This is a genomic window from Enterococcus wangshanyuanii (assembly GCF_002197645.1).
GTDB classification, from domain to species: Bacteria; Bacillota; Bacilli; order Lactobacillales; family Enterococcaceae; genus Enterococcus_L; species Enterococcus_L wangshanyuanii.
In genome coordinates this window covers 2,974,060-3,001,051 of sequence record NZ_CP021874.1, presented here as the reverse complement: position 1 = coordinate 3,001,051, position 26,992 = coordinate 2,974,060, and the positions used below count along the sequence as shown (strand labels likewise).

The window sequence follows — 26,992 nt, the reverse complement described above, 5'->3', positions numbered from 1 at the left end:
CTATTTCCCTACAGCAAATTTTTCGCCTACTATTGCATCGAATGGTAATTCTAAAATTCCTTTTTTCGCCGGTGCATCTGGTAAATGAAGTTCACTTGCTGAACAGATCATACCATAGCTTTCCACACCACGTAATACGCCTGGCCAAATCATCAAACCATCCGGCATCATTGCACCAGGTTTTGCTACAACGACTTTTTGACCGGCTTTGATATTTGGCGCTCCACAAACGATTTGAAGGACTTCTCCATTATCTACTTCTGTTTGTGTGATCGATAAATGATCTGAATCTGGATGTTTCTTACATGATTTGACAAAGCCAACAACGATTTTTGGGTCATGATCTACAGCTAACGTTTCTGAAAACCCAGCTGCTGTCAGTTCTTGATTTAACTTATCTAATTGTTCATCAGTCAATTCAACTTGTCCAGTCCCTTCGATCGTCCCTAAAATCGTCGATGCTTCGAAAATATTCCACGCAACGACTTGCCCATCAGCGCTGATGCGGGCAACATTTCCCTTACGTTCAACGTGATTTTCTTGTCCTTTATCATCTGCTGCGATGACGAACAATACGTCACCAACATGTTCTTTATTATATGCAAAAATCATTTTTTTCCTCCTATAAATACTGTTCTAAAATCTCTCCTGTCCTATAGTAACAAAAAAAGAAGAAAGTTGCACATAGAATTTGTTGATCTCTTTACGCGATCCCCCATGCCGCAAATAAAATAGATACAACGATCACTCCTACTAACAAAGTCGTCGTCTTGACTTTTTTCCCTAGTAGCCAATAAATGACTAAGAAAAACAGTGCTGGAAAGAAGCCTAACATGATTTGATCCACATATTCCTGTAATGGCGTCGCAATTTTTCCTGAGCCGACTTTGGCTGTTAATTCGAAGACAACATTGGAAGCGGTCATTCCGCCGATAACCATCAATCCTAGGATAGAAGCTGCCGTCGTGATTTTTTCGATCACACCGCTATCACCGACATCACTGAAAAATTTAGCACCTAACTTGAAGCCTTTGTCTAAGCAAATATAGCGTAAAATAAAATGAGGAACATTGATGATCAGCAAAAAGGCGATCGGTCCGAAAATGTTTCCTTGTTTAGATAATGAAATAGCTACACCTGTCGCAATAACTTTTAATGTGCCCCAGAAAAATGAATCACCAATCCCTGACATAGGGCCCATCAAACTTGTTTTTACCGCGTTGATACTTGCTGAGTTGAACTCATGATTTTTAGCATTTTCCTCTTCCATCGCTCCGGAAATCCCTAATAGCAAAGTAGAAATATGCGGAGTGACAGACATAAACTCTAGATGGCGTTCCAAAGCTTCTTTCTTTTCATCATTATTTTTGTATAACCTACGTAAAATCGGAGCCATCGCGTATGCATAAGCTAAATTCTGCATCCGTTCATAGTTCCAAGACGAGTCTAAGGTTAACGAGCGGAAAAATACAGACCAAAAATCTTTTTTTGTGATAGCTGTTTTCGTTTCTTTAGAATTCGTTGTCATCAACGGCAGCCTCCTTCGTTTGAGTATCACTCATGTTCATATAAAGCAGTACGACGACGATCCCAAATAAAGCGATCCCTACAACAGAAATATTTAGATACGCTGCTAATAAAAAGCCGAAGAGCAAAAATGGAATCATTTTTTTCGTTACCATCATTCGTGCCAACATAGCAAACCCAATTGCGGGAATGATTCCTGCTGCAATATCCAACCCGTGCGTAATAAAATCAGGAACATAGGATAGTACTTTTTCGATAAACGGAACGCCCAAGTAAAAGCCTAGAGCTACGATCAGAGCTAACAGTACTTTATTGCCGATCCCCGCAATGATCTGAATTCGTTCTACTCCTTTGATATTTCCTTTTTTGGCTTCTTTATCAGCTAAATGACTAGCACCGGTAAGTAAGAAGGTCATTTGTAGATTGTCGATCAGTAGAACCAATGTGGCGATTGGAACCGCCAGAACAACTGCACTAGAAATCGACTGACCGCTCATGATCACATAAGCTGTCGCAATGATCGTGCCTGAAACAAAGTCAGGTGGATTGCTGGCACCCACGGGGAACGCACCCATGAACACCAATTCCAGCGTTGCACCAAGTTTGATTCCTGTATCTAAATCGCCCAATGCCAACCCGACCAACGGTGCAACGACAATAGGACGATTCCACATCGTTGAGCCGAACCAGCTATGCATGTAAGCAAAAAAAGCAATCAAAAACATCAATAGTACGTTTATAAATGTCACTTCCATCTGTTTGAACCTCCTATTTGTTTAGGCTAACAACTTACTTACTGCAACTTTTTGATCATCTGGAACTAGCTGAACAGTCAACTCGATCCCTTCATTCGTCAGCTCATTGATTTGAGCAATATCTTCTTCTGATAAATGAACAGCCTTTGAAATTTGCTTACGGTCTTCACCATTTTTCATTCCGCCCAAATTGACTTCTTTAATGGCTGGAACCTGTTTTACTAAGCGATACATGTCTGCAACGGATTCACATAAAATAAATAATTTGTATTTGTCTGTTACGCCTGAATTAAGTGCAGTGACAGAATCATCGATGCTTTTCATAACTAATTTGACGCCCGAAGGTTTGGCCATTTTCATTGCACTCATTTTCAATGGATCAGCAACTAGCGCGTCACTTGCGATCAAAATACAATCTGCTTCTAAAAATTTTGTCCAGGTAAAGCCGACTTGTCCGTGGATCAAACGATGGTCTACTCTTGTCATTTTAATCATGCTTGCTCACCTCTTACCTCTTTCACGATTTTCATAAAACTAGCGACATAGGGAGCGTAGATATCTCCAGTGTCTTTTCGTGTATCTTTGAAATTACTGCCAACGATCGCTGCATCACCAATAGCTAATTGCTCCTTCACGTTGTTGTCATTCAAACCGGCTGCGACAATCAATGGAAACTCTGGCAACTCACGTCTGAACAATTCGATTTTTTCCATAGACGTTTCTTCGCCTGTAGCATTTTCAGTCACCGCAATAGCATCACAGCGCTTTTGGGCAATGTGTAGATCGGCTTCAACTGACTTTTCAGATAATAGTGGCTGATATTTAAAGCGAACGCCGCCGATCAACTTGGCTTTCGTTTTTGCTCGATATAGGTTGAAAAATTCTTGTAAGGAGGCTTCATCTCTCGGTTTTACATGACCAACAACTGAATCGATTTGCAGAAACTGTAAATCATATTTATTCGCTAGATGAAAACCAAGCGGGTCCATATTTAGAACATTGACGCCGATCGGAAGGGATAAATTCAACGAAGTGATATATTGTAACGCTTTTTCCAGCTGGACATAATCACCATAATAGTTTTCCATCAAAATCCCGTCTATGCCTTGCTCCACATAAATTTGAATCTCTTTTTTGGCGCGTTCCTGAATTTCTTCTTCTGTTTCACCTTTTAAATGGATCACGCCAATGATCGGCTTTTCAACTGAAAACATCGCTAAAAAATCAGTTTTTTTACTCATCTATTCTCCTCCTAAAAATCATCATTTTCTAAGTATTCGATACTAACTCGCTGAATCCCCTGTTGGGCATTTTGAATAATCTCCTGAATCTTTTCTTCCGTTAATTTTTCTGGACTAGCTAGTAGGATTTCCAAAGCTAAATTTAAATTCATACCAGATAAAACGATTACATTTTCAAATGTAGATAGTTCGAGCAATTCATTAACTACACTTGCTCCAAATAAATCGCCCATAAGAACAAATTCATCTCCGGGTGCTTGTGCGATTTTCTTTTTTAACGTTTGGGTAAAATCAACAGCACTTTCTCCTGGATATAAGCTGTACGTACTAACTGCAGCCGCAGCATTGCCAGCGATCATTTCTAAGGAATGCTTGATTCCTTTAGAAAAATCGCCATGTGAAGCAATATAGAGCCTTCTCATTTCCCTACCCTCTTTCACTTTATTTATTATATGAGCGAATAGCGACTTTGTATGATTCGCTGCGAATATACTGTTCATTGAAATATAGAATTTGATTGTCATTGTCAACAACAGTTTGGTTGATTTTGACTAAAGCTTCTTCCTCATCAATGCTTAACGCTTCTGCTAATTTTTCATCTGCCAAAGCAATTTCAATGATATTATCAAAATAACCAGCGATCACACCGCTGTGCTGCCGTAAAACATCCAGTAAAGAAGTATCTGTTAGGTCCAAATCCAACATAAAATCATCTTCTTTTCTAAAGTAATCGATTTCAAAAATTGCCGGAATATTATCTAGCGAACGAATACGCTCGATCACGATCACTTCGCTATTTTTTTCGATACCCAACGCTTCTGCTACATGTCCTGTTGCTTCCTTTGAGCTGATCGATACGATTTTCGTCGTTGGTTTGCGATTCATTTTTAGTCCTGATTCAGTAAAACTACCACCAGCTGTCATGCTTTCTACGTAGGATGGCATTGATACAAACGTACCCTTTCCATGTCGCTTGACTAGGATATTTTCATCCACTAATTGTTTGACTGCGTTACGAACAGTGACTCGGCTTATGCCATAAATCGTCATCAACTGTTCTTCTGAAGGAATTTTATCTCCAACCTGATATTCACCACTTCTGACTTTATTTAAAATGGCATCATACAATTGCTTGTATAGTGGTGCTTTTTTATTTGATTCTAATTTATCCATGTTGCTCTCACCTCGTCCTCTTTTTAATACGTCTTAATACGTCTTAATATTAACAAAAAAAAGAAGAATGTCAAGAAAGAATTTTTTCTTTCCGTAGCATTCTTCTTTTCTATTCTTCTTCAATTTTGTTGATCCTAGAGAAATTTACTTCTTCTTTTTATCAGGACGAACAATCAACACGTCACAAGGGGCATTCCGAATAATATAGCTGCTGACACTGCCGATCATAAAACGTTCGACTGCATTCAGTCCAGATTGTCCCACCATGATCAAATCGATCTGGTATTTTTTCGGTAAATCATTACACATCACATCTTTAGCAGACCCATAGGTTACAACGGTTTCTACTTGAGTGAAATCGACACTCTTAGCATACGTTTCACAATCTGCCAGTAATTCTTTTGCAGTTTCTGTTTCTTGATCCAACAGATTATCGTTCAAGGATGAATAGCCCATCATAGTATATACCTGGTTTTCTATGACATGAACAACAATGACACGTCCATTGTTTCTTCGAGCAACTTCAACTGCCTGTTCAAAGGCTAAATTTCCTTGATCACTGCCATCGATACCGACTAAAATATTTTTATATGTTTGTGTTAACATGATACCCATCTCCCAATCAAGTTCATTTGATTCTGACACTGGCTCTTTGACTACTTACTTCTACTTAACGAAGACTGTTCAAAAAAGTGGTGATTTCTTCTTTAGTCTTGCGATCTTTATTGACCAAACGGCCCAGCTCTTTGCCATTATCTGTTACGACAAAGCTTGGGATCCCAAAGATATTCCACTCTGCAGCTAGATCGATAAATTTATCTCGATCGACTTCAATAAATTGAAAGTCTGAGAATTCGGCTTCGATCTCAGGCATGGCTGGCTTGATATATCGACAATCACCACACCAATCAGCAGTAAAGAAAAAGACACTTTTTTCTTTGTCAACATAGCCCGCTAATTCTTCATAAGACGTTGGAATGATCATATTCTGCCTCTACTTTCCGTAAATGATCGTATTTACAGTGGTTTTGTCTAAGCCTTTTAAGACTTGGATCAGCATTTCACGTGCCGCTTCGTAGTCTTTGATGTTAAACATCGTTTGATGCGTATGGATATAGCGTCCACACACGCCGATCACGGTACTTGGAACACCATTATTGGTTGTATGAGCCGCACCTGCATCTGTACCGCCTTTAGAAACAAAGTATTGATATGGAATATTGTGTGTCGCTGCAGTATCCAGTAAGTATTCACGGACACGAGGTAATGTGATCAAACCTGGATCATAGATACGTAATAGCGTTCCTTCACCTAAATGACCATATGTTCCTTTTTTCGTTTGGAGATCATCGGCAGCTGAACAGTCGACTGCAAAGAATAAATCTGGTTTAAACTTATGAACAGATGGTTTAGAACCACGCAAACCAACTTCTTCTTGAACATTGGCGCCAGCGATCAGCGTATGACCTAATTGCTCATTTTGTAATTCTTCCAGCGCTTCTAATACTAATGTACAGCCGTAACGATTATCCCAAGCTTTACTGATGATATTTTTACCATTTGCTGTTTTGATCGTTTCTGTTTGAGGGACGATCGAGTCTCCTGGACGGACACCAAAGCTTTCTGCTTCTTCTTTCGATTCAAATCCGGCATCAAATAACACATCGGTTACTTCAAGCTGTTTTTGACCGCTTGTCCCACGTAATAAGTGTGGTGGCACAGAAGAGGAAATACATGGATAATTTCCTTTGCTTGTTTTTAACGTAAAACGTTGTGCGGAAACAACGTAAGGATTCCAACCGCCTAAAGGTACGACTTGGAATAAGCCGTTGTCTTTGATTTGAGTCAGCATAAAGCCAACTTCATCCATATGTGCTGCAACCATTACACGCGGTGCATCTTGCTCTTTTGCTCTCTTCAATCCAAAAATACCACCTAGACCATCGTACTGGATCTCATCAACTAAAGGCGTCATATGCTTTTTCATATAGCCGCGAATATCGTCTTCAAATCCGCTGGTTCCTTGTAGTTCAGTCAGTTCTTTGATGCGTTGAAATGTTTTTTCTTCCATCGTTGTATTATCTGCCAGCTATCCTTTTTAAACTTCAAGGATGAACCTTTCTTTTCTGTAAAAATAACACTCTCTCAATACAGAAACGGCAGATACTCCTTTCATCTAATATCACCATTTATTATAACGCAAATTTTTTTAATTGCCCACGTTTTTTGTTTTCCGTTATTTCACTAGGTTGTGTTAGAATAGAAGAAAGGTCGAGTTTTTTCGACAAACATTGACTATACTCGGAGGTTATTCCCATGAATGAAGAAAATGAATTAAGCTATTTCAAAGGCGGCTTAGCGATTGGTGTAAGTCTGGGTATCATAAGTGGGATTGCTTCTACATTATGGTATCAAAAAAAACGAACGGTTGATGCTGATTTGGTTTTAGAAAACGTCAAAGAAGCCTTTTTAAAAGAAGGGCCGATCGAAGGCTCATGGATCGAATTCGAGAAAAAGCCCTTACGCAAATTTGCGATTCATTCGAAAACCTATAATGGCGGCATTTCGCGCTTAGAAGATGGCGTGATGGTACAATACGAATTTACTGCAGATGCCTTTACTGGTACTGTAATCGATGTAAAAAGAATCAAGGATTAAAGAGAAAGAGTAGAAAAAACTAGGCGCTAGTTTTTTCTACTCTTTCTTATTTTACGAGACATATGTCGCCTGTTCCTGTTTTTTCTTCCAACAGACTCCTCCACATTACTTTTTAAAAAATAACTGATGATCGGTACACCAATGAATAGCACAAGCGCTACCTGCGGGATAAACCAACCGATAAGCATCACTAAGAAAATCGCTAAATAATAAATCCGATCTCTTATCGCATACAACTGCTTTAACTGTTCTTGATCTTCCTTTCCCTTCATGACTAAAGGTATTCCCTTTTTGAATAAACTGCTGAAAGTTGCATTGATGACCATCAGTAACACGCCATACGCTATTGTCGGCAACGGTTTATCTACAGCAGTCATTGACCAGCTAGTAAAAACTGGGATCAATACTAAAGAAAAAAGGAAACATGTATTTCTGATCACGAACGGCTCATTGATTTTTTTGATCTGCTCAAACAATTTACGATGATCATTCCAATACCCAGCGACAATAAAAAAACTGATTGCAAATGTCAGCAGACTCTCAAAAAAGCCAGAATAGTCTCCAACCTGTGGAATCGGAATTTCCAGCGCTGCAATCGTGATGACAATAGCAATCACTGCATCGCTGAATAATTCGATCCTTAATTTATTTCCTGTAATTTCCACCTACCACTCCTCCTTTATTGCCTCGATCAAGCCACAGCACTTAAGAATTGGCTATTATAAATATCAGAGTAGACGCCATCAGCTTCTAACAGTTCTTGATGATTGCCAGCTTCTACAACGTCTCCCTGATCCATCACGATGATTTTATCTGCATCATAAATCGTAGACAAACGGTGTGCGACTACAAAGCTTGTACGCCCAACTAATAATTGTTTCATCGCTTTTTGAATCAACATTTCTGTTCTGGTATCGACATTTGATGTTGCTTCATCTAAAATCAAGATTTCCGGATCAGCCAAGAATGCTCGTGCGATCGTGATCAGTTGTCGTTGACCTTGAGAAATATTATTTGTTTCTTCATTCAAGACTGTGTCATAGCCCTCAGGCAATTTCCGGACAAATTCATCTACAAATGCCGCTTTAGCTGCAGCATAGACTTGCTCTTTCGTTGCGTTGGGATTGCCATATTTGATGTTGTCATAAATCGTTCCTGAAAAAAGCCAAGTATCTTGTAAGACCATTCCGATTTTTTGATGTAGTTGTTCATGCGTAAGATTTCGACTGTCGATACCGTCAATGGTAATACTGCCGCCGGAAATTTCGTAAAACCGCTGCAATAGGTGAACTAGCGTCGTCTTGCCCGCACCTGTATGGCCAACGATCGCAATTGTCTCTTCTGGTTGAACAGCTAAAGAAAAATCTTTCATCAACAATTCTTCTCCATACCCAAACTGAACATGCTCAAAACGAACTTTGGCCTCATCAGCCAACCGATTAGGAAACGATTGCTCATAACTTTTTCTTTCTTCCTCGTCTAATACTTCAAAGACACGTTCTGCAGATGCCACAATCGATAACAGGCCGCTCCAGATTTGAGAAAACTGACTGATTGGTTGTGAAAACTGTGTTGAATATTGTAAAAATGCCTGCAGATTCCCAATCAAAATCGCCCCTGCTGCTACTTCGACCGCACCGATTGTACAAATGACAACATACACCATATTTTTTAATAAAATCATCGCCGGCATCATTGATCCACCGAAAAATTTTGATTTCCAGCCAGCTTCATACATGTTTTGGTTGAATGTCTGAAATTGTTGTTCTGATTTTTTTTCATAATTAAAGCTTTTGATGACCGTATGACCATTGTAGGCCTCTTCGATTTGTCCGTTTAAACTTCCTTGCACATGTAAATATTTTTTGAAATTTTCTTGTGCTTTAGGTGTTAATAATTTGGTAATCAAAAAACTAAATGGTAAAATCAAGCCCGCCACCAAGGTTAGCTTCCAACTGATCGTCAGCATCAACCAAAGCACACCAATAATTAAAATCGTGCTTGAAAGTAATTGCGTCAAACTTTGTTGAAGCATCGTTGCAATATTATCCATATCATTGATCGCAATCGACATCAAATTGCCATTTGAATGCTTATCAAAATAGTCATTTGGCAACTCATTGATTTTTGCCTTCAACTCATTTCTCAATCTTTTAGTCGTATTTTGGGAAACGATCGTCATCAACCATTGTTGAAGAAAGTCAGTCACGGCTTTATCTATATACATCAATGCAACAATCAACAAAATCATTGCCAGCTTTGTAAAATCAATTCCCGTTTTCTCTTTTACACCTGCAAAAATCAAGGTCGTTGCATTTCCTAGGATTTTCGGGCTCACTACTTGAAGTAATGTTCCTGTGATTGCTATTATAGCAACCATAACGATCAACCAGCGACTATCTTTCATATAACTCAATAATCGTTTGAGGGTCCCTGTTAGATTTTTTGGTTTTGCTTTGACTCCTCTAGCGATGGGTCCACTTTTACTCATTTATGCTGCCTCCTTTTCTTCCTGTGAAAGAATGATTTCCTGATAGACTGGATTTGTTTTCGCCAGCTCTTCATGCGTGCCCAAACCTACTGCCCGACCTTCATTGAGCACGAGAATTTTCGTCGCTTCTTTTACTGTAGTGATCCTTTGTGCAACGACCACTTTGATTGCGTGATTTAAGTCTTTCTTCATATTTTTTTGAATCATTGCATCTGTCTTAAAATCCAATGCGGAAAAGGAATCATCAAAAATATAGAGTGCTGCTTGTTTTATAAACGCTCTGGCTAAACAAAGTCGTTGCTTTTGACCACCAGAAAAGTTGCCGCCATTTTTTTCTACTGCTCCATCCAGACCCCCTTGTATTTGCACGAATTCTGACGCCTGTGCCAAGTCTAAAGCTTTCCATAGTTCAGCGTCTGTTGCCGCTTGATTGCCTACGAGTAAATTTTCACGAATCGTTCCAAAAAATAGCTGATTCACTTGCGGAACTAAGCTAACTTGTTCATGCCAGTCTTCCTGAGAAAGCTGTGTAAGTATTTGCTCATTAAAACGAATCGTCCCTTGACTCGGGTCGTACAATCGATCAAGCAAATTGACCAAAGTTGTTTTACCTGAACCTGTACTGCCGATAATTGCGAGAGTTTCTCCAGATTTAACAGAAAGGTTGATCTTTGCTAAAGCTTCTTGCTCTGCGCCATCATAACTGAAGGATACTTGATCCAAAGTAATTCGATCGATCATAGAGGGATTTTCCGCTAATTCAGTTGTACCATCTTGAATCACATTTTTTGTATCTAGGACTTCATTGATTCGTTTAGCAGAAATTTGTCCACGTGGAATAGAAGAAATCACCATTGTTAAAATAGCTACCCCCATTAAAATTTGCGCTGCATATGAAACAACACCCATCATCGTCCCAATTTCCATCTGTCCTGTATCAATGAAACCTGCGCCTAACCATGTGATTGCGATTGTTGCCAGGCTCATCATCAAGGTCATAAAAGGCATCAAGAAGCTAAATATTGTGTTTGAGCGAATCGCTAATTTGGTATACGATTCATTTTCTTTTTGATAGCGTTGATATTCCACCTCTTCTTTATTAAACGCATGGATAACTTTGATTCCCGTTAATCCTTCTTTAAATATCAAGTTCAATCGATCGATCTTTCGCTGCATTTTATCAAATAAAGGATTGGTGTAATGAAAAATCAGCCAACACACAAGTAGTATGATTGGGGTAACAGAAACAAAGATCAGTGTTAATGACGGACTTAAACGATACGCAAAATAAATTCCTCCAACTAAATAAAATGGAGCTAAAATCAAAAACTTCAAGCCCATCTCAACCAAATTTTGAACTTGTGTCACATCATTGGTATTTCGAGTGATCAATGAAGAAGAACCAAAACGATCCACTTCTTTTTGGGAAAATGAGGTGATCTTTTTGAATAAGGCTTCACGCAGCTCGCCTCCTAAACGGTAGGAAATTTTGGCTGAAATATAAATATTGATCAGCGCTCCGCCAAAACTAATAACCGCAAATCCCAGCATTGACAGTCCTTTTTGCCAAATCACCGCTTGATCGTTTGGAACAACTCCTTGATTGATCAACTCGGCTGTTAATGTAGGTAAATATAAATCACTAAATGTTTGCACTAATAAAAATAAAATCGCCATTGCCGTTGCCATTAGCGGAAGCCGTTTGATTATTTTTTTCATTCATTTCCCTCTTTTCTCTATTTTCCAGTGTTTATGCATAGACAGTCATTTTTCGTCTTACTGTTAATTGATGCTTCTTACAAAAATCATAAAATAAAAATAAACAAGCTAACATCTCATCATCTCCTATGTTTTATTTCTTTTAATCGATTAGTTGAATTTAAAACAGGTACCTTACAAAAACAAATTATAAAGGTACCTGTTTTAAATGTCAATAAAAATATGTAGGTACCTGCTTTATTTTTTGTAAAAAAAAGAAGAGATTAGAACTACTGTCCTAATCTCTTTCAATGATTATTGCTTGATCGATCCAACAAGCATGATTCCTACAGCAATCAAAAGCGCTCCACAAATGATTTGCCCTAGTTCTTTCTTGGTCTTTTCTACCTTTAAAAAGTAAAGTCCGCCGAAGATTGAGACAAGTACCGCTAGCTGAGAGAAAGTAAAGCTTTTCGCAACACCAATCAGCGGAATGACTAAAAACAAGCTGACATTTGCAATACTCCAAGCAATTCCTGTTGCCCAATTTCTCATGATTGCTACAGGTTCAATCTTTGTTTTTTCCAGCCACCCAAATACTAGTGAGGTTGTAAACATTCCCACCGCTTGCGGAAAAATGACCGCTGTTCCTGAAATCGAAAAAAATTGTGGCAACGTAACATATAATACTAAGGCACTTGATGAAAGAAGTAAAAAGTATACCCCTTTTTTAAAATCGCCTAGTGATTTCTGTTGCTTCTGCCCTTTAGTAAAAGAGGTGCAGATAATCCCTAAGATAATCAAACCAATCCCTAAACCGCCGATAATAAACGCCGTCACTCCCTGCCATTCTTGAAAAAAGACCACCGCAACTAAGGTTGTTCCTATCAATTGTGTTCCATTTGAAATCGGCATCGCTTCAGACACAGGCATCATTTGAAAGGAGTGAAATTGTAAATATTGGCCGACTGCCCATAAACAGCCGGATAAAAAAGTGACAATAAATAGCGGTATTGTCAACTCCGGTTGCATAAAGAATAAAACAAATAACCCGCTTACTAAAGCCATCATCGTGGTTCCTATCAATTGATTGATTGGTTTAGCTTTCGTTAAAGAAGCAATCACCGGCATAAAGCCCCAGCCAAGTGCGGGCAAAAAATAAAATAAATACATATAGTTCTCCTTTTAATTACAAAGAGAGGTTGGGACAGAAGTGTTCAACTCCGAGAACCAAGTAGGTACTGTGCAACACTGTTTATCTGCGACGAGTCTTTGACGAGAAAGCATCAACGCATTCTTCGTTGTGTTTTACAGCAATTTCAGCTTATTTCTGAAGGAGTTACTTCTGCTTCCACCGTTTATCCTTTTTAAAGGGATAGATCGTAACTTGTAGAATTATGTTCCAGTCCTCTACTTCAATTCACTCGATCAAAGTTTGAATACATCATCTTCAATAGAAACTTGTTTTCGGTCCTTGATCATATCACCTTTAGCCGCTTCGGGTAAGACGACAATCACAACGGAATCTTTCCTTTCATCCTTCAGCATTGCTAGATTCATTTCCGCCAGCTTTTGTCCGCATTCAACTGTCTCGCCTTCTGCTGCAAGTAGCGAAAAAGGAGCTCCTTTTAAATCGACCGTTTCCAATCCCATATGGATCAGCAATGTATCTCCAGCTTCACTTTCCAGTGTAATTGCATGAAGTGTTGGAAAAATACTTAAAATCTTTCCCGAAACTGGCGAATACACTTGACCTGAATGATTGATGATCGCAAAGCCAATACCCATCATTTTCTGTGAAAAAACAGCATCGTTCACTTCTTCTAAAGGAATTAATTGCCCGTTTGCTACAGCTTTTAGAACCCGTTTCTTTTTAAAAAGTCTCATTTTTCACCTAGCCTTTATGCCAATGTCGGCCAGTACTCTTTATTTGCCTCGATCATTTCATCTAGTACTAACTTCGCTACTCGGGCATTCGGTACTGTTTGATTTAAAGTGAAAGCTTGCAGCGCTTTTTGATAAGAGCCTTCAAAGTAAGCATCCACTAATAATTTTTCCGCTGCGACTTGCGCTTCCATCAAGCCTTTATGGAAATCATTAATCGGTTGTCTTAAAGAAATCGGTTCAACGCCCGTAGCGCCCACATAAGCTGGTACCTCTACTACCGCATCCGCTCTTAAATTAGGGATCGCTCCTTGATTTGGTACGATCAGCATGAAGCGACGACGTTCGTCATTCAGCAATGAGGTTGCCATATCAACGATATATTGACCATGCTCGCCAAAGTTGAAGTTCAAGACATCCTCTGTCAAACCATCACGAATTTTTTGCGCCATTTCACGTGTATTTTTTTCTCGTCCATCCATGACCATATTAGCTCGTGTATAATTCTTATCCGCATGCTCAACGACCATATCTGGATATAAATAATATTCTAAATAGTTGTTTGGAATATGCGTAGGGAAATTTCTAGTGATCACAGACATCATACTGAATGCTTCTTGCCAAGTCTTATCCCCTTCATTGAAATCAGCTACTGCCATTTCCTGTGTTGTCAGTTTCTCGATGATTTCCGGCATCACATCACGGCCTAAAGATTTATCATAAATCGATGTGTACCAACCGAAGTGATTTAAACCATAGTAGCTAGGGATCCAATTTTTCCGATCGTAACCATAGTTGACAGCGATCGTTTCTTCAATTGAAATCGTCATATCGCATGCATTGATCATTTTTGCGGTTGGATAAGTACGACGAACGGCTTCTGAAACGATTGATTCAGGATTCGTATAATTCAAAATCCAAGCATCTGGAGCAAATTCCTGAACGTATCCAACGATTTCAAGTAACCCGCTCATTGAACGCATCCCATAAGCAAAACCGCCTAAGCCACAAGTTTCTTGACCAACTAAGTCATACTTCAAAGCGATTTTTTCATCTTGCTCCCGCATTTTCATTCCGCCGACACGAATTTGAGAGAAAATAAAGTCACAGCCCGTAAATGCTGTTTTTGGGTCTTCTGTTGATGATAGTTTTACTTGATCGTAGCCATCTTTTTTCAGCATGAAATCAATGATCAAATACATGTCATCATTTCTTTTTTTATCGATATCATATAAACGAATTTCGGCAATCGGTAAACGATCGGCATTATTCAAAACGGCCTGAATAATTCCTGGTGTATATGTGCTGCCGCCGCCTGCTATTGTAATGATTTGTTTTTTTGTCATTGTCTTCACCTATCCTTGATTTTCTATTAATTTATCAAATTCAGCCATGATGTACGTTACTTCCAATCCGACGATCACCTGATAATTTTTCTCCGTCGGTTTGATGATCCCACTAACACCAAGCTGTTTGATGCGTTGCTCGTTCACTACAGAACTATCTAAAACCTCTACTCTCAAACGTGTATTGCAGCTATAAGCATCCGCAATATTTCCTGCGCCGCCAAAAGCATCCAATAGTTTTTTCGCCATATATTCATAGTTTTTACTTGCTAACGTCAGTTCTTTTTCCTCTTCTTCTATTGTTTCTGTTCCAAACTCCGTCGCAACTTCTCTACCCAAGGTTGGAATATTGCGTTTTTTGATCAAGTAATAGAACGTAAAATAATATAGTGCGAAGAAAACGAGTCCAATTGGCAGAATCAAAATCGCATTTGTAGCGATCCTAAAATTGATTAGATAATCGACAATACATGCACCGAAAGTAAACCCAATTCGAATATTGAATAAGTAACAGACAAAACCTGCTAATCCAGCAAAGAATGCATGAACGACATAAAGCATTGGCGAAATGAACATGAAGCTGAACTCAACCGGTTCTGTGATATTTGCGATAAATGATGTTGCAGCACCACTACCCATGATCCCTTTGACCATTTCTTTATTTTCTTTGAACGCAGCACGATAAATTGCTAAACAAATTGCTGGTATACCAAACATCATGACCACGAAAAATCCAGATAAGAACAAGCCCGCTTGCGGATCCCCATTGATAAAACGAGTCATTTCCCCGCGGAAAACTTCCCCGCTTGGTGAAGTATAGCTTCCTAGATCGTAGTAAACATAAGTATTCAAAACATGATGTAGCCCAAATGGAATCAGCAATCGATTCAGGAACATAAAAATACCGACTCCAAATGCGCCCATATCTACTAATAACTTTGCGAAACTATCGATTCCCGTTTGGATGATCGGCCAGATAAAACCGAAAACTACTGCAGTGATCGTTTGTAAAATCATGACCATCGTTAATGGAAACTTTTCACCGGCAAAGTAAGAAAACACCATTGGTAACTTTTGATTTTTGAAACGATTATAAGTCCAAGCAGCAACCAGCCCAGAAATGATCCCGCCAAAAATCCCCATGCTTACAGCCGGATTCATGATCTCCAATCCTTTTTTCAACGTTGCAATTGCTAGAAATCCAGTCAAAGCTGGAATCCCTTTATCCTTCGTCTTCGCAAACCCAATGGTCACACCAATAGCAAACAAAATGTCTAAATTCCCAAAAACAGCATTCCCGGCAGCACCGATCACCGGAATATTCAGCATATCATCCGCAGATAAACGCATGATCAAACCCGCCAACGGCATTGCAGCAACAGGAAGTAACATCGCTCTTCCCAACTTTTGAATATTCGCTTTAAAACTCGACATGATAACTCCTCCTTAAATTAAAAGCGGAACAGGCTCGCTCAGCCTTGACAGGAAAATAGGAAAAATCGATTGAGGCGCTTTCTGCCTCACTCTATTTTTATCTTTTTCCCGAAAGGCTAGCCTGTGCAGCTGGATAACGTAAATGATCAACACTTTCTTACGAAAGTCTTGTACTGTTCATCATCAACTCAACTAGTTTTGTTGTGATTCTCAGCAAATCTCCCGATATGTCACTAACTCTATCTCCTTATCCTGTTTCACTATCCTCGCAAATTCTGAATGAATCAAAAATTCTACCTGATTGATTCTCGGAAAGACAAAACCTGATCCTTGATATAATTCCTGATCGATATAAGCTGTGTGACACATGATTTCAGTTGTTTCAATTGACCTCAATTTTGTCAGTAACTCTGTCAGATATTCATCGATCGTTTGAGTTATTTGACGTTCATTCGGCTCATCTACGCCGACATCATCAAAGAATCGTTCAAAGTAATCAACATGACGCACCTGTTCTTTTTCTTGAAAATTTCCGCGAACGGGTAAATCATATTTTTTTGCCAAAGCAACGACGACCTCTTGATTTTGTCCAAATGTATGTGTGTGATGATGACTATCTAAATGTGTGGGTACGATACCTGAACGATATACCTTTTGGATTTGACTATTCCATTCTTGATACAGCTCATCCAAATCGATTGCAAAAGGCTGTTCATAAAAGCCTAATTTCTTAAAATCCCCTTGATCGTCGGTTAATGTATCAACATTTTTTAATAATGGTCTTCCACAAGTCAAGGTCAAATGAACCCCCACACCTAAATCTGGATTTTCTTTTTTCAACTGGACCGCCTGTTCAAATCCTGGCATATTCGCCATTAGTGTCGTTGAAGTCAAGATTCCTTCACGATAGGCATCGATAATCCCATAATTCACACCGCGGCTGTAGCCAAAATCATCTGAGTTGATAATTACTTTTCCCATTTTCTTCCTCTTTCCTTTCCTATCGACAACAAAAAAGACGCAGCCTAATAAAAGAACTCCAGCACAAAACTGAATACTCTCTCATTAGGTTACGCCTACCGAATAGTAACACCCTAATTGTTGTTTTATTTAATTCTCGCTAAATGTACCGCTAAATACACTGTTTCATTTTCCTGAATAACGATTTGATACGTTTCTTCGATCTTACTTGTAATGAATTTTGCTACTTTATACGGCGCGCTTTCTTGAAATGATGGATTAAAAAATGAAAAATCCTCATCAGGCACCTTTTCTTGATAGATCAAACGCTTCACTAAAAATTTCACATGAATCATCAACCGATGATAAGTGAGTGATTCTTTATCTAATACCCCAAAATACTCTTTTTCTAACATTTGCAAAATAGTAGCCGTCATTTCTAAAATCTTCAGGCTATTTAAACTATTTCGCTCCCCTAATTCCGCATTGATGATATGCATCGTGATAAATCCGACTTCATTTGCTCCCAGTTCCGTATTATAGCGCTGATTGATCAACTCGACTACTTCGACCGCAGTTGAATATTCTTCTGGATAAAGCAGCTTCATCTCCGGAAGCATGATCGCTGTTACTTGACTGTCTTCCCTTTGTCGCTGGATCGCAAAATAAATATGATCCGTTAATGCAATATAAATATTTGAGTCTAATGATGCCTGAATCTTTGATTGAATAAAATGAATGATTTCTTCTGAAAACTCAATAAACTCCAATGGAATTTGTGCAGCCATCTCACTGAACATTTTAGTTTTTTCCTTTGAGTCTAACACAAAGATTTTATCGGCTGATGACTCATCAAATACCTCATTTACAACAGCTGAAAAGCCGATCCCTTTTCCCATAGCAATTTTTTCTACCCCGTGATCCTCCACTAAAACAACATTGTGGTTGATCTTTTTCACGATATGCATTTTCATTAACAATCCCTTCTCCAAAAAGGCTAAGTGACTTTTTACTACTGAAATCCGCTAAATTTTCTGATCACTCCTTTTCGTTTATTTCTAACAAACTCGAGTTAAAAACAGACAAAATAACGTAACTTTTTTACGCAAAAACGACCTAAGAAAAATGACTTTTCCTTAGGTCGTGCCTAATTTAATAGTTACACCCTGTGTTTTATGGTTAAAATATACCACAGTGTGAAACCGGTGTCAAACGCTATTTTTGCATTTTTTTATTGATTAGACTGAAATCTCGCTTCTACACGATAAATCGGCTGCCCTTTTGCAGAGAATTTTTCCTCATACTCCGTCATGATATTTCCTTCGTAATCGCTAGCATGTAGATCCAGCCAAACCTGTTCTAAAATCATACCGTATTTAGAGAAACTACATAATGAATATTCAAATAGTCCTCGGTTATCTGTTTTAAAATGGATTTCCCCATTAGGCTTCAAAATGGTTTCATCTGTCTCTAAAAAGGTTTTAAACGTCAAACGGCGCTTTTCATGACGCGTTTTTGGCCACGGATCAGAAAAATTCAAATAGATTTGGTCGATTTCGTTTTCAGCAAAATACTCAGACAATGCTTTTCCATCAACGTGAAGCAGCTGCAGATTAGGCAAATCCTCTTCCAAAGCCTTATCTAAAGCAATTGAAAGAACACTTAATTGCATATCGATCCCAATATAATTGATTTCAGGATGTGCCTTAGCCATTCCTACAACAAATTGTCCTTTGCCGGAACCGATTTCGATATGAATCGGATGTTCATTTCCAAAACGTTCTTGCCATTTTTCCGGTTTATCAACGACTAATTCAGGATGACTGGCTAACAATTCAGCAGCTCCTGCTCTTTTTCTCATACGCATAGTTCTGTTTACCCTTTCTTTATCTCAAATTTTAAGAGGGTAGGACAAAACATGTTGGTTTTGCACTGCCCTCTACTATTTCAAATCAATAGAACGATAAATTGATTCTATCTCATCAATTTCATTAATATCCAAAAGCTTGCTTCAATTTTAAAATCTCTGCATTCATTTCCCGTTTCTCTCCAGATTGATAATGACGCAAAATCTCTTGAAGAAAATTAAATAACGCATACCATTTGATTCTGGTCAAATTTTCTTCGGTCGGATGCATACCGTATGACAAGAGCCACTTATTCCAGCTCGCCCGCGGCACATAATGCCCCAATAACATCCCTAAATCCAAGGCCGGATCTGCGACCATAACGGAATCCCAATCGACCAAATATAAATAATTTTTAGACACGATCCAATTTCGATGATTCACGTCTCCATGAACAACCATGTAGTTATGAATAGAATAATTTGGAATCGTTTGTTGTAAATGATGGTATACTCGCTCAAGATACGTATTTTTTTGCAGTTCAGCCGGCAGCCTCTCACCATAAGCTTGAAGCAGCATCGCAGGAGTTTGCACTTGCCCGCCGATTTTTCCTAACATCTTCTTTAGCATGTGTGAATGATGCAAATGATAAAGCACATCAACGACATCGTTCCTTTGACCGATTTCCTGAGCACGCAAAACCTGACCATCCAGCCATTCCTGTGCGGTCAAAATGTCTCCCGTCACTGTCCGCTTGGTCCAAACCAGCTTCGGCGCGATTCCTTCTTTAGATAAAGCGGCCAAAAGAGGAGACGTATTTCGTTTGATGAATACTCGTTCAGTCGCACGTATGCCCATAAAAGTTTGGCCAGTTGCACCCTTTATCGGCTGCAAACGCCATTCCTTATCCAACTGAAATGCCATGGAAATTATCTCCTATCTTAACACGATTTAAATAAAAGCGGAACAAATCGCTTAATCCTGTAGAAAATTAGGAAATTGACATTGAAACGCTTCTTGTTTCACTGGCAATTTATCTATTTTCCGAAGGATTGATTTGTGCAGCTAGATAATAAAAAATGATCAACACTTTCTTCGAAAGTCTTGTACTGCTCTACATCAGTTCACTTCATTCACTGTGTTTCTCAGCAAAAGCGGAATGAGCCCGTTTAGTCTCGACTGAAAAATAGGAAAAATGAAAGATGGTGCTTTTTGCCATCATTCATTTTTATCTTTTTTCCGAAGAGCTAGCCTGTACAGCTGGATAATATAAATGATCAACTCTTTCTTTCGAAAGTCTTGTACTGTTCTACATCAGTTCACTTCATTCACTGTGTTTCTCAGCAAATGATCAACACTCATATGAAAGCCTTATGTCTATCGTTCATTGTTTACAATACTTATCATTTTAGCTTCCATAGCACCTCACGTCAAGCATCTCTCTTGTTCTTTCGGTTTCTTTCTCTATTCTGATACAGCACATGCTTGATCGACACTTGCAATATAGGCATTTATTAACCGTTTCGTGATTTCCCCTGGTTTGCCAGAACCAACGATATGCTCGTTGATTTTTACGACTGGTACAATTTCTGTCACTGATCCGGAAACGAAACATTCGTCTGCTGTGAATAATTCTTCTTTAAAAATCGCTTCTTCTTTGACAGGAATATTTAATTCTTGTGCCAATTCTAAAATTTTCCGTTTTGTAATTCCCGGTAAAATCAAATTTCCATCTGGATGCGTATAAACTGTTCCATCTTTGACTGCCCAAAAATTCGCTGCTGATGCTTCTGTAACTTTATCATCACGAACAAGCACAGCATCATCGAATCCTTGACGTCTTGCTTCATCTAAAGATAAAATATTTCCCATCAAACTCAATGATTTAATATCACAATGCAACCAACGTGTATCAGGAACAACCGCTACAGTGATCCCATCCTCCATTTTTTTCACTGGACGTTCACAAGCAGTGATGTTGGCAGTTAAGACCCCTTTGACCTTTTTAGGATCAGGCAACGCATGATTTCTTGGGGCATCGATCCCGCGAGTGACTTGAAAATAAAGCTTTCCTTCTGGAATCCCTTCAAGTACCACTAACTTTTGTAAATTTGCTGCCAGCTCTTCTTTCGTAAAGGGTAGAGTCATACGAATTTTTTCTGCGCCTTCCCACAAGCGATTTAAATGCTCTTCCAACATAAACAAATGTCCATTATATACACGAACGACTTCATAAAGTCCATCACCATATTGATAGCCTCGGTCTTCTATATCGATTTTCACTTCATTACGTTCAACGATTTGATCATTCCACAAAATATGCATGTTTAAGCCTCCATTTTCTTCAGACGATAAGGAACATAAAACTTAGCGAATAATACAACTTCCACTACTAACGCTGCAATAATCATCAATCCTTCTTTGATATCCGGCAACGCAATCAAGACAAATACACTAAATAATACAGCTGCAGCAAAAAGTAAAACCGTGACCAAACGGCTGACCGCTTGTTTTTTCTGTTCATTTGGCACTGGATACAACTGCGTCATCACCATATAATCAAATTGCGTATAAATCGGGATCAGCTGAAAGCCGATCAGATAGATAAATAATACTGAGACGCCCATAGAAATCCAAAACTCTTTAAGGAAAAAGAGGATCACACCGCAAACTAAAACCAATCGGACAAATAAGCCGCTATATTCAGAGCCTCGCAAAAAGCTGCGAGCATATAAATACAGGTACGTATTTTGAGTCGTCTTTTTGATTTTTGCCAAAAACGGATCCAAAAATTTCCGACGTTTGACACTGCTGGAAATTTCCGGTACATCTGTGAACAAATGGATGAACTGATAGATCCGGTGCATCCGATTTTTTTCCAGCTGGATCATTTTTTCCCAATCCAATGATACCTGCTGCTCTTTTTTCCCTAAAATATAATAGAAACAAATAAACTGAATGAACGCTGCGATGGGTCCTGCTAAAGGCATTAGATACAAGCTCAGACCAACAGCTACCAAACTGGTCACAAACCATAGAGCAAACCATTGATGACGCTCATTAGTAGAAATTTGATAAAGCTCATACTTTTGCAGGCGTAAGTGACTAGCCTTTAGTATTCCAAGCATCACTAAAAAGTAAGCAAAGGTAGAAAAAGCCCAACCTGTCGACACAACAACTAATGGCATCGACATCCCGCTCATCAATCCTAAGACGACTAACGGCAACCAAAATGAATAACGCATCGCACGATTCAAATAGCTGTTCATTTCAGGTTCTTTCGTTAAGATAAAAACCTTATCTGCTTCTTCAGCCAGCGTTGCGATTCTACCGATCTGCAGTAACATTAGCCAAAAAATCAGCACGATCGGTCTGCCCCAGATGAAATTTGCGGGCAAGGTTTTCAGCACCTGAGAGTAATAAAAGCCTAATCCGCCTAACAAAAAGACACAAACCAAGATAAAGTGATCATTGAACACATAACGCATATACTTCATCATTTTTTTCAAGTGGCGTGTCAAACGAATGCCAAAAAATCCAGACATACTACCCCACCTTTTCTTCTTTTGTTAGTGCGATATAAATATCATCTAAAGATGAATCTGGTAAATCAAATTCTTTACGAAGTTCTTCCATTGAACCGACTGCTCGAACCTCACCATCATGCAAGACAACAAAGCGATCACAGTAACGTTCAGCTGTCGCAAGAATATGAGTAGACATCAAAATCCCCGCTCCCTGCTTACGCATATTATCCATCAACTCTAACAACGCGTGGATAGCCAATGGATCAAGCCCTAAAAATGGTTCATCAATGATATATAGACTTGGCTGAATCAAAAATGCACATAAAACCATGACTTTTTGCTTCATCCCTTTTGAAAAATTCGCCGGAAACCAATCCAACTTATTCTCAAGTCGAAAAGTTTTCAATAATCCATCTGCCCGTTTAAATGCTTCTTCGATTGGGATATCATAAGCCATCGCAGTGATTTCGATATGCTCTCTTAAGGTTAATTCTTCATATAAAGAAGGCGTTTCTGGAATATAACCAATTTTTTTACGATAGCTTTCAGGCTGTTGTTTCAACGTTTCGCCATCGATCGAAATTTTTCCCTTTTGTGGCGTCAATAAGCCGATCACATTTTTGATCGTTGTACTTTTCCCTGCACCATTCAATCCGATCAAGCCGACCATTTCACCAGACTTTACTTCAAAATTAATATCTTTTAAAACAGGAATATGACCGTAGCCGCCTGTTAAGTGTTCAATTACTAAACTCATGTGGTACCTCCAACTAAATTTTATCGTGAATCTATTATACCACGAACTTTTTGAAGGTTTCATGAACTTTTACTCCCAATTGAAATTCAAGTTGTGGTAAAGTAAAAGAAAGAGTTTAAAGAAAGAAGGGACCCCATGACAGATTGTATTTTTTGCAAGATCATCGATCAGGAAATTCCTAGTTATAAAGTGTATGAGGACGACAAAGTCTACGCATTTTTAGACATTACCCAAGTAACTAAAGGACATACCTTACTTGTTCCTAAAGAGCATGTGACAGATATTTTCGACTATGAACCGACACTTGCCGGAGAAGTGTTTGCCCGTGTGCCGATCGTTGCCCGTGCCATCGAAAAAGCGTTTCCTGAGATGCAAGGATTAAACATTATCAATAATAATAAGGAATTAGCTTATCAATCTGTTTTTCATTCCCATATCCACTTGATTCCACGTTATGAAGAAACAGATGATTTTTCGATTCACTTTGGTAATAATCAAGGAAAGTATACAGCTGAAGAAATGCAGGAAATCGCTGATAAAATCAGACAACAGGAGGAAGCATAAATGAGTAAATTTTCTAAAGGGTTATTCTTTGGTGCCATCGTTGGTGCTGCCAGCGGTTTACTTTTTGCGCCACGAAGCGGAAAAGCGACCCGCCAAAAATTTGTCGATGAATTAGATGAATGGTCAGACTTAAGAGAAGACTTCTCTGATAAACTTGATCAATTTAAAGAATCTGCTCAAGCCTTACAGGCGACAGCTGAAATTTATATTGAACCATTCATTGAAGGTATTAACCAAGATATCGAAAATTTTAAATTCCAAACAGATCCTCGGATTGAGCAAATTCAAGAACAAATCGAAAAAATCCAGGACGAATTACCTGAGATTCCTGAATAAGTTGATTAATCAAAAGAGAATGAAAAAGAGCTGGGTACTTTTGTTCTAACCTCGCTGATTTCATTCTCTTTTTCTTTAATTTAATCATCGTTTAATTTTGATTCATTTTCTATTTATATGATTTAGCATTTTTTTGCAATTGCTCTTTTCGTCTGTTTAAACCACTAAAATGTCGAAAATAATCCTATTTATCGAGGAAAATGTGTCTTAAATTCGAAAATTTCTTGAAACTAACAATTCAATATTTCTTTTATGAAACATAGTGTGGTATAGTAATAACCGTGAGAATTAATTTCTACATAATAAAAAATAAAATAAACTTAGGAGTGCTAGAAAAATGAAGAAAAAATTAATTTTAGCCGCAGCGGGCTTGTTCAGTGTTTTTGCACTAGCAGCATGCTCAGGCGGATCAAAAGAAATCGCTACAATGAAAGGTGCTACAATCACTGTCGATGATTTCTACAACCAAGTGAAAACAAGCCAACAAAGTCAACAAGATGTTCGTAACATGATCATCTTCAAAGTCTTTGAAGAAAAATATGGCAAAGACGTTTCTGACAAAGAAGTACAAGCCAAATATGATGAAGCTAAGAAAAATGCTAAAGATCAAGGTGCAAACTTAGAAGATCAATTAAAACAAGCTGGCTACACAGAAAAGAGCTACAAACAATTAATCAAACAAAACTTAGCTTACCAAGCTGGGATCAAAGCACACATCAAGATCACTGATGAAGATTTAAAAGCAGCTTGGGAAACTTTCCACCCAGAAGTAGAAGCACAAGTAATTCAAGTAGCTACTGAAGATGAAGCAAAAGACATCAAAAAACAATTAGATGACGGCGGTGACTTTGCAAAAATCGCTAAAGAAAAATCAACAGATACAGCAACAAAAGAAGATGGTGGAAAAATTAAATTTGATTCACAATCAGCAACTGTTCCAGAACAAGTAAAAGAAGCTGCCTTCAAACTAAAAGATGGTACAGTATCTGAACCGATCCAAACAACAGATGCAACAACTTACCAATCCTCTTTCTACATCGTAAAAATGGTGAAAAACAAAGAAAAAGGCAACGACATGGCTCCTTATAAAAAAGAGTTGAAGAAAATTGCTGAAACAAATAAAGAAAACGATCAAGAATTCGTTCAAAAAGTAACTTCTGATGTTTTAACTGAAGCTAACGTTAAAATCAAAGATGATGCATTCAAAGATATTTTAGCTGGATTGATCCAAACTGAAGATTCTTCTAAATCAAGCGAATCTTCTACAAAAGAATCTGAAGCAAAAGAATCTTCTTCTAAAGAAAAAGATTCTAAATCAAGTGATTCATCTAAAACAGAAGAATCATCAAGCAAAACTGAAGACTCTTCTAAATAATCAAAATAGAAAAGGAGCGGATAAACATCCCGCTCCTTTTTTTATTAGTCATTTTCTACAGTTAAAAGCTTCGTTTCACAGTAATCACCCTTACCGCCAACATATACCTTTTCTATTTCATTCTTACTATTCGTTTTTAGTTTAACTAGTATTTCGGAAGGTGAATGTAAAGAATAGCCTTGCTCAAATACATAAACGTCTTTTTTTAACCCATGCATTGTATACAAATAACAGGCAAGTGCTCCATTTGACGTTCCTGTTGCAGCCTCTTCATTGATATCGTACAATGGCGCAAAATTTCTACATGTTATTCGATCATCATTAAACGCATATAGATGCATCCCAACAACTTGATACGATGCACTAAGTGCTTTGATTTTTTCAAAATTTGGTTGTAGCGCATGCAATTCTGCTTCACTTTTGATAGGAATCAAAATATCTTTTAATCCCGTAGACACAATTTGAATCGGATAAGCATGATCTAACATGTCAATATCAAAACACTCAGTGAGTTCTTCTGATGATAGAGTCTCATAAAATACCGGATTAGTTTGTTCCATAAATATGGTCTCATCCTCTATAGTTATGGCAAGAACGCCACTATTCGTCTCAATTGTATAACGATTTTTAAAAATTTTATTTAAATACTTTAATATCGCAAAAGAGCCAATCGTGGCATGACCACATAGATCAACCTCTTCTTTTGGTGTAAAATACTCAAATTTATAATCGGCTCGTTCAGATTCGGATATAAATGCAGTTTCAGCATACCCTAGCTGTTTGGCTATAGCCATTTTTTGATAAGTAGTCAATGGCTTTTTCATCAGTACGACTCCTGCCTTATTCCCGCCTTTATGATCCTTACTAAATCCGTTTACAACATAAACAGTTATGTCCATGAGATACCTACCTTCCTAATCTCTAGTCCAAGAGAAGCGCTAATCTATTCTTGTTTATCTCTTATACACCACTTCAAAAAGCTCATAAACAATCAACAAGTCTTCTGAAAACGGCAAGTCACGCTCATTTAGTTCCTGCTCAAAAAAGGGTCTGTGAACCTTGCGCCAATAGCTCAGATTCCGCTCGCCTTCTCCTTCCAAATAGCCATGTACCTCGGTTATCTGTGAAAAAGGAAGCACGTCAACAACTTTTGTACAGATAATAGCCTGTGCTTGATCCTTTCCATCAAGAAGCACGCTATAACAGCCAACTTCTGGTATTTGTTCTCCTTCCGGTTCCAACTCATATAATAATTTCAAAGAAGAAGTCCCCGTTTTCTCACCTTGAAGAACAAGCGTCAACAGTTCATCTGCCATCTGGGGAGAATTGCCAAAGGCCCAGACATCATAATGATCATGTGAAATCTTGTGATCTTCTTTAAATTGTGTCCACAAGTCAAGTGCTGATCGATTCATTTTT

The 26,992-nt window shown here is 38.4% G+C and carries 30 protein-coding genes; 4 read left to right on the top strand and 26 right to left on the bottom strand.

Going from position 1 to position 26,992, the window contains the following annotated elements; all coding sequences use genetic code 11:
* From ytpR to pepA, 10 genes are all read right to left on the bottom strand, one after another.
* Complete coding sequence (gene ytpR / locus CC204_RS14960) at positions 1-612, bottom strand: YtpR family tRNA-binding protein (RefSeq protein WP_088270906.1); 612 nt, start codon at positions 610-612, stop codon at positions 1-3.
* Between the two features lie 91 nt (positions 613-703).
* Positions 704-1,528 (bottom strand): PTS system mannose/fructose/sorbose family transporter subunit IID, encoded by an 825-nt coding sequence (locus tag CC204_RS14955; protein ID WP_088270905.1) that lies wholly within the window; start codon positions 1,526-1,528, stop codon positions 704-706.
* Complete coding sequence (locus CC204_RS14950) at positions 1,512-2,282, bottom strand: PTS mannose/fructose/sorbose/N-acetylgalactosamine transporter subunit IIC (protein ID WP_088270904.1); 771 nt, start codon at positions 2,280-2,282, stop codon at positions 1,512-1,514. The genes CC204_RS14955 and CC204_RS14950 overlap by 17 nt, the downstream gene beginning before the upstream one ends.
* Before the next feature lie 21 nt (positions 2,283-2,303).
* Entirely contained in the window at positions 2,304-2,777 is a 474-nt protein-coding gene (locus CC204_RS14945; protein ID WP_088270903.1) for a PTS sugar transporter subunit IIB, read from the bottom strand.
* Positions 2,774-3,523: a BtpA/SgcQ family protein gene (locus tag CC204_RS14940; protein WP_088270902.1), complete on the bottom strand. Its 750-nt coding sequence runs from the start codon at positions 3,521-3,523 to the stop codon at positions 2,774-2,776. The genes CC204_RS14945 and CC204_RS14940 overlap by 4 nt, the downstream gene beginning before the upstream one ends.
* A gap of 11 nt (positions 3,524-3,534) precedes the next feature.
* Complete coding sequence (locus CC204_RS14935; RefSeq protein WP_088270901.1) at positions 3,535-3,945, bottom strand: PTS sugar transporter subunit IIA; 411 nt, start codon at positions 3,943-3,945, stop codon at positions 3,535-3,537.
* A gap of 19 nt (positions 3,946-3,964) precedes the next feature.
* Positions 3,965-4,696, bottom strand: a complete 732-nt coding sequence (locus CC204_RS14930; protein ID WP_088270900.1) for a GntR family transcriptional regulator — start codon at positions 4,694-4,696, stop codon at positions 3,965-3,967.
* A gap of 144 nt (positions 4,697-4,840) precedes the next feature.
* Positions 4,841-5,302 carry a universal stress protein gene (locus CC204_RS14925; protein WP_088270899.1) on the bottom strand — a complete coding sequence of 154 codons (462 nt, stop codon included), beginning with the start codon at positions 5,300-5,302 and terminating at the stop codon, positions 4,841-4,843.
* Between the two features lie 64 nt (positions 5,303-5,366).
* Positions 5,367-5,681, bottom strand: coding sequence for a thioredoxin family protein (locus CC204_RS14920; RefSeq protein WP_088270898.1), 315 nt, complete (start codon positions 5,679-5,681; stop codon positions 5,367-5,369).
* 9 nt (positions 5,682-5,690) lie between these two features.
* On the bottom strand, positions 5,691-6,767 hold the full coding sequence (pepA, locus tag CC204_RS14915; RefSeq protein ID WP_088270897.1) for a glutamyl aminopeptidase: 1,077 nt from the start codon (positions 6,765-6,767) through the stop codon (positions 5,691-5,693).
* Positions 6,768-7,012: 245 nt separating this feature from the next.
* Between pepA and CC204_RS14910 the strand changes: the two genes are divergently transcribed.
* The gene (locus tag CC204_RS14910) at positions 7,013-7,354 is read left to right on the top strand and encodes a PepSY domain-containing protein (protein WP_088270896.1); all 342 of its coding nucleotides are present in this window, start codon (positions 7,013-7,015) and stop codon (positions 7,352-7,354) included.
* A 26-nt stretch (positions 7,355-7,380) separates the two neighbouring features.
* On the opposite strand, the gene CC204_RS14905 is transcribed toward CC204_RS14910, so the two are convergent.
* From CC204_RS14905 to CC204_RS14840, 14 genes are all read right to left on the bottom strand, one after another.
* Positions 7,381-8,019 carry a TMEM175 family protein gene (locus CC204_RS14905; protein WP_088270895.1) on the bottom strand — a complete coding sequence of 213 codons (639 nt, stop codon included), beginning with the start codon at positions 8,017-8,019 and terminating at the stop codon, positions 7,381-7,383.
* Positions 8,020-8,045: 26 nt separating this feature from the next.
* Positions 8,046-9,845 carry an ABC transporter ATP-binding protein gene (locus tag CC204_RS14900; RefSeq protein ID WP_088270894.1) on the bottom strand — a complete coding sequence of 600 codons (1,800 nt, stop codon included), beginning with the start codon at positions 9,843-9,845 and terminating at the stop codon, positions 8,046-8,048.
* Positions 9,846-11,564 (bottom strand): ABC transporter ATP-binding protein, encoded by a 1,719-nt coding sequence (locus CC204_RS14895; protein ID WP_088270893.1) that lies wholly within the window; start codon positions 11,562-11,564, stop codon positions 9,846-9,848.
* A gap of 294 nt (positions 11,565-11,858) precedes the next feature.
* A complete protein-coding gene (locus CC204_RS14890; RefSeq protein WP_088270892.1) occupies positions 11,859-12,716 on the bottom strand; it encodes a GRP family sugar transporter in 858 nt (285 codons plus the stop codon).
* Positions 12,717-12,971: 255 nt separating this feature from the next.
* Entirely contained in the window at positions 12,972-13,430 is a 459-nt protein-coding gene (locus CC204_RS14885) for a PTS sugar transporter subunit IIA (RefSeq protein WP_088270891.1), read from the bottom strand.
* Positions 13,431-13,444: 14 nt separating this feature from the next.
* Positions 13,445-14,773, bottom strand: a complete 1,329-nt coding sequence (locus CC204_RS14880; protein ID WP_088270890.1) for a family 4 glycosyl hydrolase — start codon at positions 14,771-14,773, stop codon at positions 13,445-13,447.
* 9 nt (positions 14,774-14,782) lie between these two features.
* Positions 14,783-16,207 (bottom strand): PTS transporter subunit EIIC, encoded by a 1,425-nt coding sequence (locus CC204_RS14875; protein ID WP_088270889.1) that lies wholly within the window; start codon positions 16,205-16,207, stop codon positions 14,783-14,785.
* Positions 16,208-16,417: 210 nt separating this feature from the next.
* Positions 16,418-17,188: a chitin disaccharide deacetylase gene (gene chbG, locus CC204_RS14870; protein ID WP_088270888.1), complete on the bottom strand. Its 771-nt coding sequence runs from the start codon at positions 17,186-17,188 to the stop codon at positions 16,418-16,420.
* A 125-nt stretch (positions 17,189-17,313) separates the two neighbouring features.
* Positions 17,314-18,135, bottom strand: coding sequence for a PRD domain-containing protein (locus tag CC204_RS14865; protein ID WP_088271736.1), 822 nt, complete (start codon positions 18,133-18,135; stop codon positions 17,314-17,316).
* A 263-nt stretch (positions 18,136-18,398) separates the two neighbouring features.
* Entirely contained in the window at positions 18,399-19,034 is a 636-nt protein-coding gene (trmB, locus tag CC204_RS14860) for a tRNA (guanosine(46)-N7)-methyltransferase TrmB (RefSeq protein ID WP_088270887.1), read from the bottom strand.
* Between the two features lie 124 nt (positions 19,035-19,158).
* A complete protein-coding gene (locus tag CC204_RS14855) occupies positions 19,159-19,938 on the bottom strand; it encodes a phosphotransferase family protein (protein ID WP_088270886.1) in 780 nt (259 codons plus the stop codon).
* Between the two features lie 540 nt (positions 19,939-20,478).
* Positions 20,479-21,339 carry a D-amino-acid transaminase gene (dat, locus tag CC204_RS14850; RefSeq protein WP_088270885.1) on the bottom strand — a complete coding sequence of 287 codons (861 nt, stop codon included), beginning with the start codon at positions 21,337-21,339 and terminating at the stop codon, positions 20,479-20,481.
* 2 nt (positions 21,340-21,341) lie between these two features.
* Entirely contained in the window at positions 21,342-22,559 is a 1,218-nt protein-coding gene (locus CC204_RS14845) for an ABC transporter permease (protein ID WP_088270884.1), read from the bottom strand.
* A gap of 1 nt (position 22,560) precedes the next feature.
* Positions 22,561-23,298, bottom strand: a complete 738-nt coding sequence (locus CC204_RS14840; protein WP_088270883.1) for an ABC transporter ATP-binding protein — start codon at positions 23,296-23,298, stop codon at positions 22,561-22,563.
* A 135-nt stretch (positions 23,299-23,433) separates the two neighbouring features.
* Between CC204_RS14840 and CC204_RS14835 the strand changes: the two genes are divergently transcribed.
* The 3 genes from CC204_RS14835 to CC204_RS14825 all read left to right on the top strand — a co-directional run bounded on the left by CC204_RS14835 (position 23,434) and on the right by CC204_RS14825 (position 25,573).
* Positions 23,434-23,862 carry an HIT family protein gene (locus CC204_RS14835; protein WP_088270882.1) on the top strand — a complete coding sequence of 143 codons (429 nt, stop codon included), beginning with the start codon at positions 23,434-23,436 and terminating at the stop codon, positions 23,860-23,862.
* A complete protein-coding gene (locus tag CC204_RS14830; protein WP_088270881.1) occupies positions 23,863-24,198 on the top strand; it encodes a YtxH domain-containing protein in 336 nt (111 codons plus the stop codon).
* Positions 24,199-24,535: 337 nt separating this feature from the next.
* Positions 24,536-25,573, top strand: coding sequence for a peptidylprolyl isomerase (locus CC204_RS14825; RefSeq protein ID WP_088270880.1), 1,038 nt, complete (start codon positions 24,536-24,538; stop codon positions 25,571-25,573).
* A 44-nt stretch (positions 25,574-25,617) separates the two neighbouring features.
* Here the strand turns inward: CC204_RS14825 and CC204_RS14820 are convergent, their stop codons facing one another.
* Both CC204_RS14820 and CC204_RS14815 read right to left on the bottom strand, forming a co-directional pair.
* Positions 25,618-26,472, bottom strand: a complete 855-nt coding sequence (locus CC204_RS14820) for a PhzF family phenazine biosynthesis protein (RefSeq protein WP_088270879.1) — start codon at positions 26,470-26,472, stop codon at positions 25,618-25,620.
* Positions 26,473-26,526: 54 nt separating this feature from the next.
* Entirely contained in the window at positions 26,527-26,988 is a 462-nt protein-coding gene (locus CC204_RS14815; RefSeq protein WP_088270878.1) for an ASCH domain-containing protein, read from the bottom strand.
* Positions 26,989-26,992: the final 4 nt, after the last annotated feature.

Excerpts from the sequence above, each read along its gene's own strand:
- CC204_RS14935 (WP_088270901.1), bottom strand. The coding sequence starts at position 3,945 with ATGAGAAGGCTCTATATTGCTTCACATGGCGATTTTTCTAAAGGAATC.
- CC204_RS14885 (WP_088270891.1), bottom strand. The coding sequence starts at position 13,430 with ATGAGACTTTTTAAAAAGAAACGGGTTCTAAAAGCTGTAGCAAACGGG.
- CC204_RS14950 (WP_088270904.1), bottom strand. The coding sequence starts at position 2,282 with ATGGAAGTGACATTTATAAACGTACTATTGATGTTTTTGATTGCTTTT.
- CC204_RS14835 (WP_088270882.1), top strand. The coding sequence starts at position 23,434 with ATGACAGATTGTATTTTTTGCAAGATCATCGATCAGGAAATTCCTAGT.
- trmB (WP_088270887.1), bottom strand. The coding sequence starts at position 19,034 with ATGCGTATGAGAAAAAGAGCAGGAGCTGCTGAATTGTTAGCCAGTCAT.
- pepA (WP_088270897.1), bottom strand. The coding sequence starts at position 6,767 with ATGGAAGAAAAAACATTTCAACGCATCAAAGAACTGACTGAACTACAA.
- CC204_RS14840 (WP_088270883.1), bottom strand. The coding sequence starts at position 23,298 with ATGAGTTTAGTAATTGAACACTTAACAGGCGGCTACGGTCATATTCCT.
- CC204_RS14955 (WP_088270905.1), bottom strand. The coding sequence starts at position 1,528 with ATGACAACGAATTCTAAAGAAACGAAAACAGCTATCACAAAAAAAGAT.
- CC204_RS14930 (WP_088270900.1), bottom strand. The coding sequence starts at position 4,696 with ATGGATAAATTAGAATCAAATAAAAAAGCACCACTATACAAGCAATTG.
- CC204_RS14815 (WP_088270878.1), bottom strand. The coding sequence starts at position 26,988 with ATGAATCGATCAGCACTTGACTTGTGGACACAATTTAAAGAAGATCAC.
- CC204_RS14890 (WP_088270892.1), bottom strand. The coding sequence starts at position 12,716 with ATGTATTTATTTTATTTTTTGCCCGCACTTGGCTGGGGCTTTATGCCG.
- CC204_RS14820 (WP_088270879.1), bottom strand. The coding sequence starts at position 26,472 with ATGGACATAACTGTTTATGTTGTAAACGGATTTAGTAAGGATCATAAA.
- CC204_RS14940 (WP_088270902.1), bottom strand. The coding sequence starts at position 3,523 with ATGAGTAAAAAAACTGATTTTTTAGCGATGTTTTCAGTTGAAAAGCCG.
- CC204_RS14895 (WP_088270893.1), bottom strand. The coding sequence starts at position 11,564 with ATGAAAAAAATAATCAAACGGCTTCCGCTAATGGCAACGGCAATGGCG.
- CC204_RS14825 (WP_088270880.1), top strand. The coding sequence starts at position 24,536 with ATGAAGAAAAAATTAATTTTAGCCGCAGCGGGCTTGTTCAGTGTTTTT.
- chbG (WP_088270888.1), bottom strand. The coding sequence starts at position 17,188 with ATGGGAAAAGTAATTATCAACTCAGATGATTTTGGCTACAGCCGCGGT.
- CC204_RS14845 (WP_088270884.1), bottom strand. The coding sequence starts at position 22,559 with ATGTCTGGATTTTTTGGCATTCGTTTGACACGCCACTTGAAAAAAATG.
- CC204_RS14855 (WP_088270886.1), bottom strand. The coding sequence starts at position 19,938 with ATGGCATTTCAGTTGGATAAGGAATGGCGTTTGCAGCCGATAAAGGGT.
- CC204_RS14920 (WP_088270898.1), bottom strand. The coding sequence starts at position 5,681 with ATGATCATTCCAACGTCTTATGAAGAATTAGCGGGCTATGTTGACAAA.
- CC204_RS14910 (WP_088270896.1), top strand. The coding sequence starts at position 7,013 with ATGAATGAAGAAAATGAATTAAGCTATTTCAAAGGCGGCTTAGCGATT.
- CC204_RS14830 (WP_088270881.1), top strand. The coding sequence starts at position 23,863 with ATGAGTAAATTTTCTAAAGGGTTATTCTTTGGTGCCATCGTTGGTGCT.
- dat (WP_088270885.1), bottom strand. The coding sequence starts at position 21,339 with ATGCATATTTTGTGGAATGATCAAATCGTTGAACGTAATGAAGTGAAA.
- CC204_RS14865 (WP_088271736.1), bottom strand. The coding sequence starts at position 18,135 with ATGCATATCGTGAAAAAGATCAACCACAATGTTGTTTTAGTGGAGGAT.
- CC204_RS14880 (WP_088270890.1), bottom strand. The coding sequence starts at position 14,773 with ATGACAAAAAAACAAATCATTACAATAGCAGGCGGCGGCAGCACATAT.
- CC204_RS14875 (WP_088270889.1), bottom strand. The coding sequence starts at position 16,207 with ATGTCGAGTTTTAAAGCGAATATTCAAAAGTTGGGAAGAGCGATGTTA.
- CC204_RS14945 (WP_088270903.1), bottom strand. The coding sequence starts at position 2,777 with ATGATTAAAATGACAAGAGTAGACCATCGTTTGATCCACGGACAAGTC.
- CC204_RS14900 (WP_088270894.1), bottom strand. The coding sequence starts at position 9,845 with ATGAGTAAAAGTGGACCCATCGCTAGAGGAGTCAAAGCAAAACCAAAA.
- ytpR (WP_088270906.1), bottom strand. The coding sequence starts at position 612 with ATGATTTTTGCATATAATAAAGAACATGTTGGTGACGTATTGTTCGTC.
- CC204_RS14925 (WP_088270899.1), bottom strand. The coding sequence starts at position 5,302 with ATGTTAACACAAACATATAAAAATATTTTAGTCGGTATCGATGGCAGT.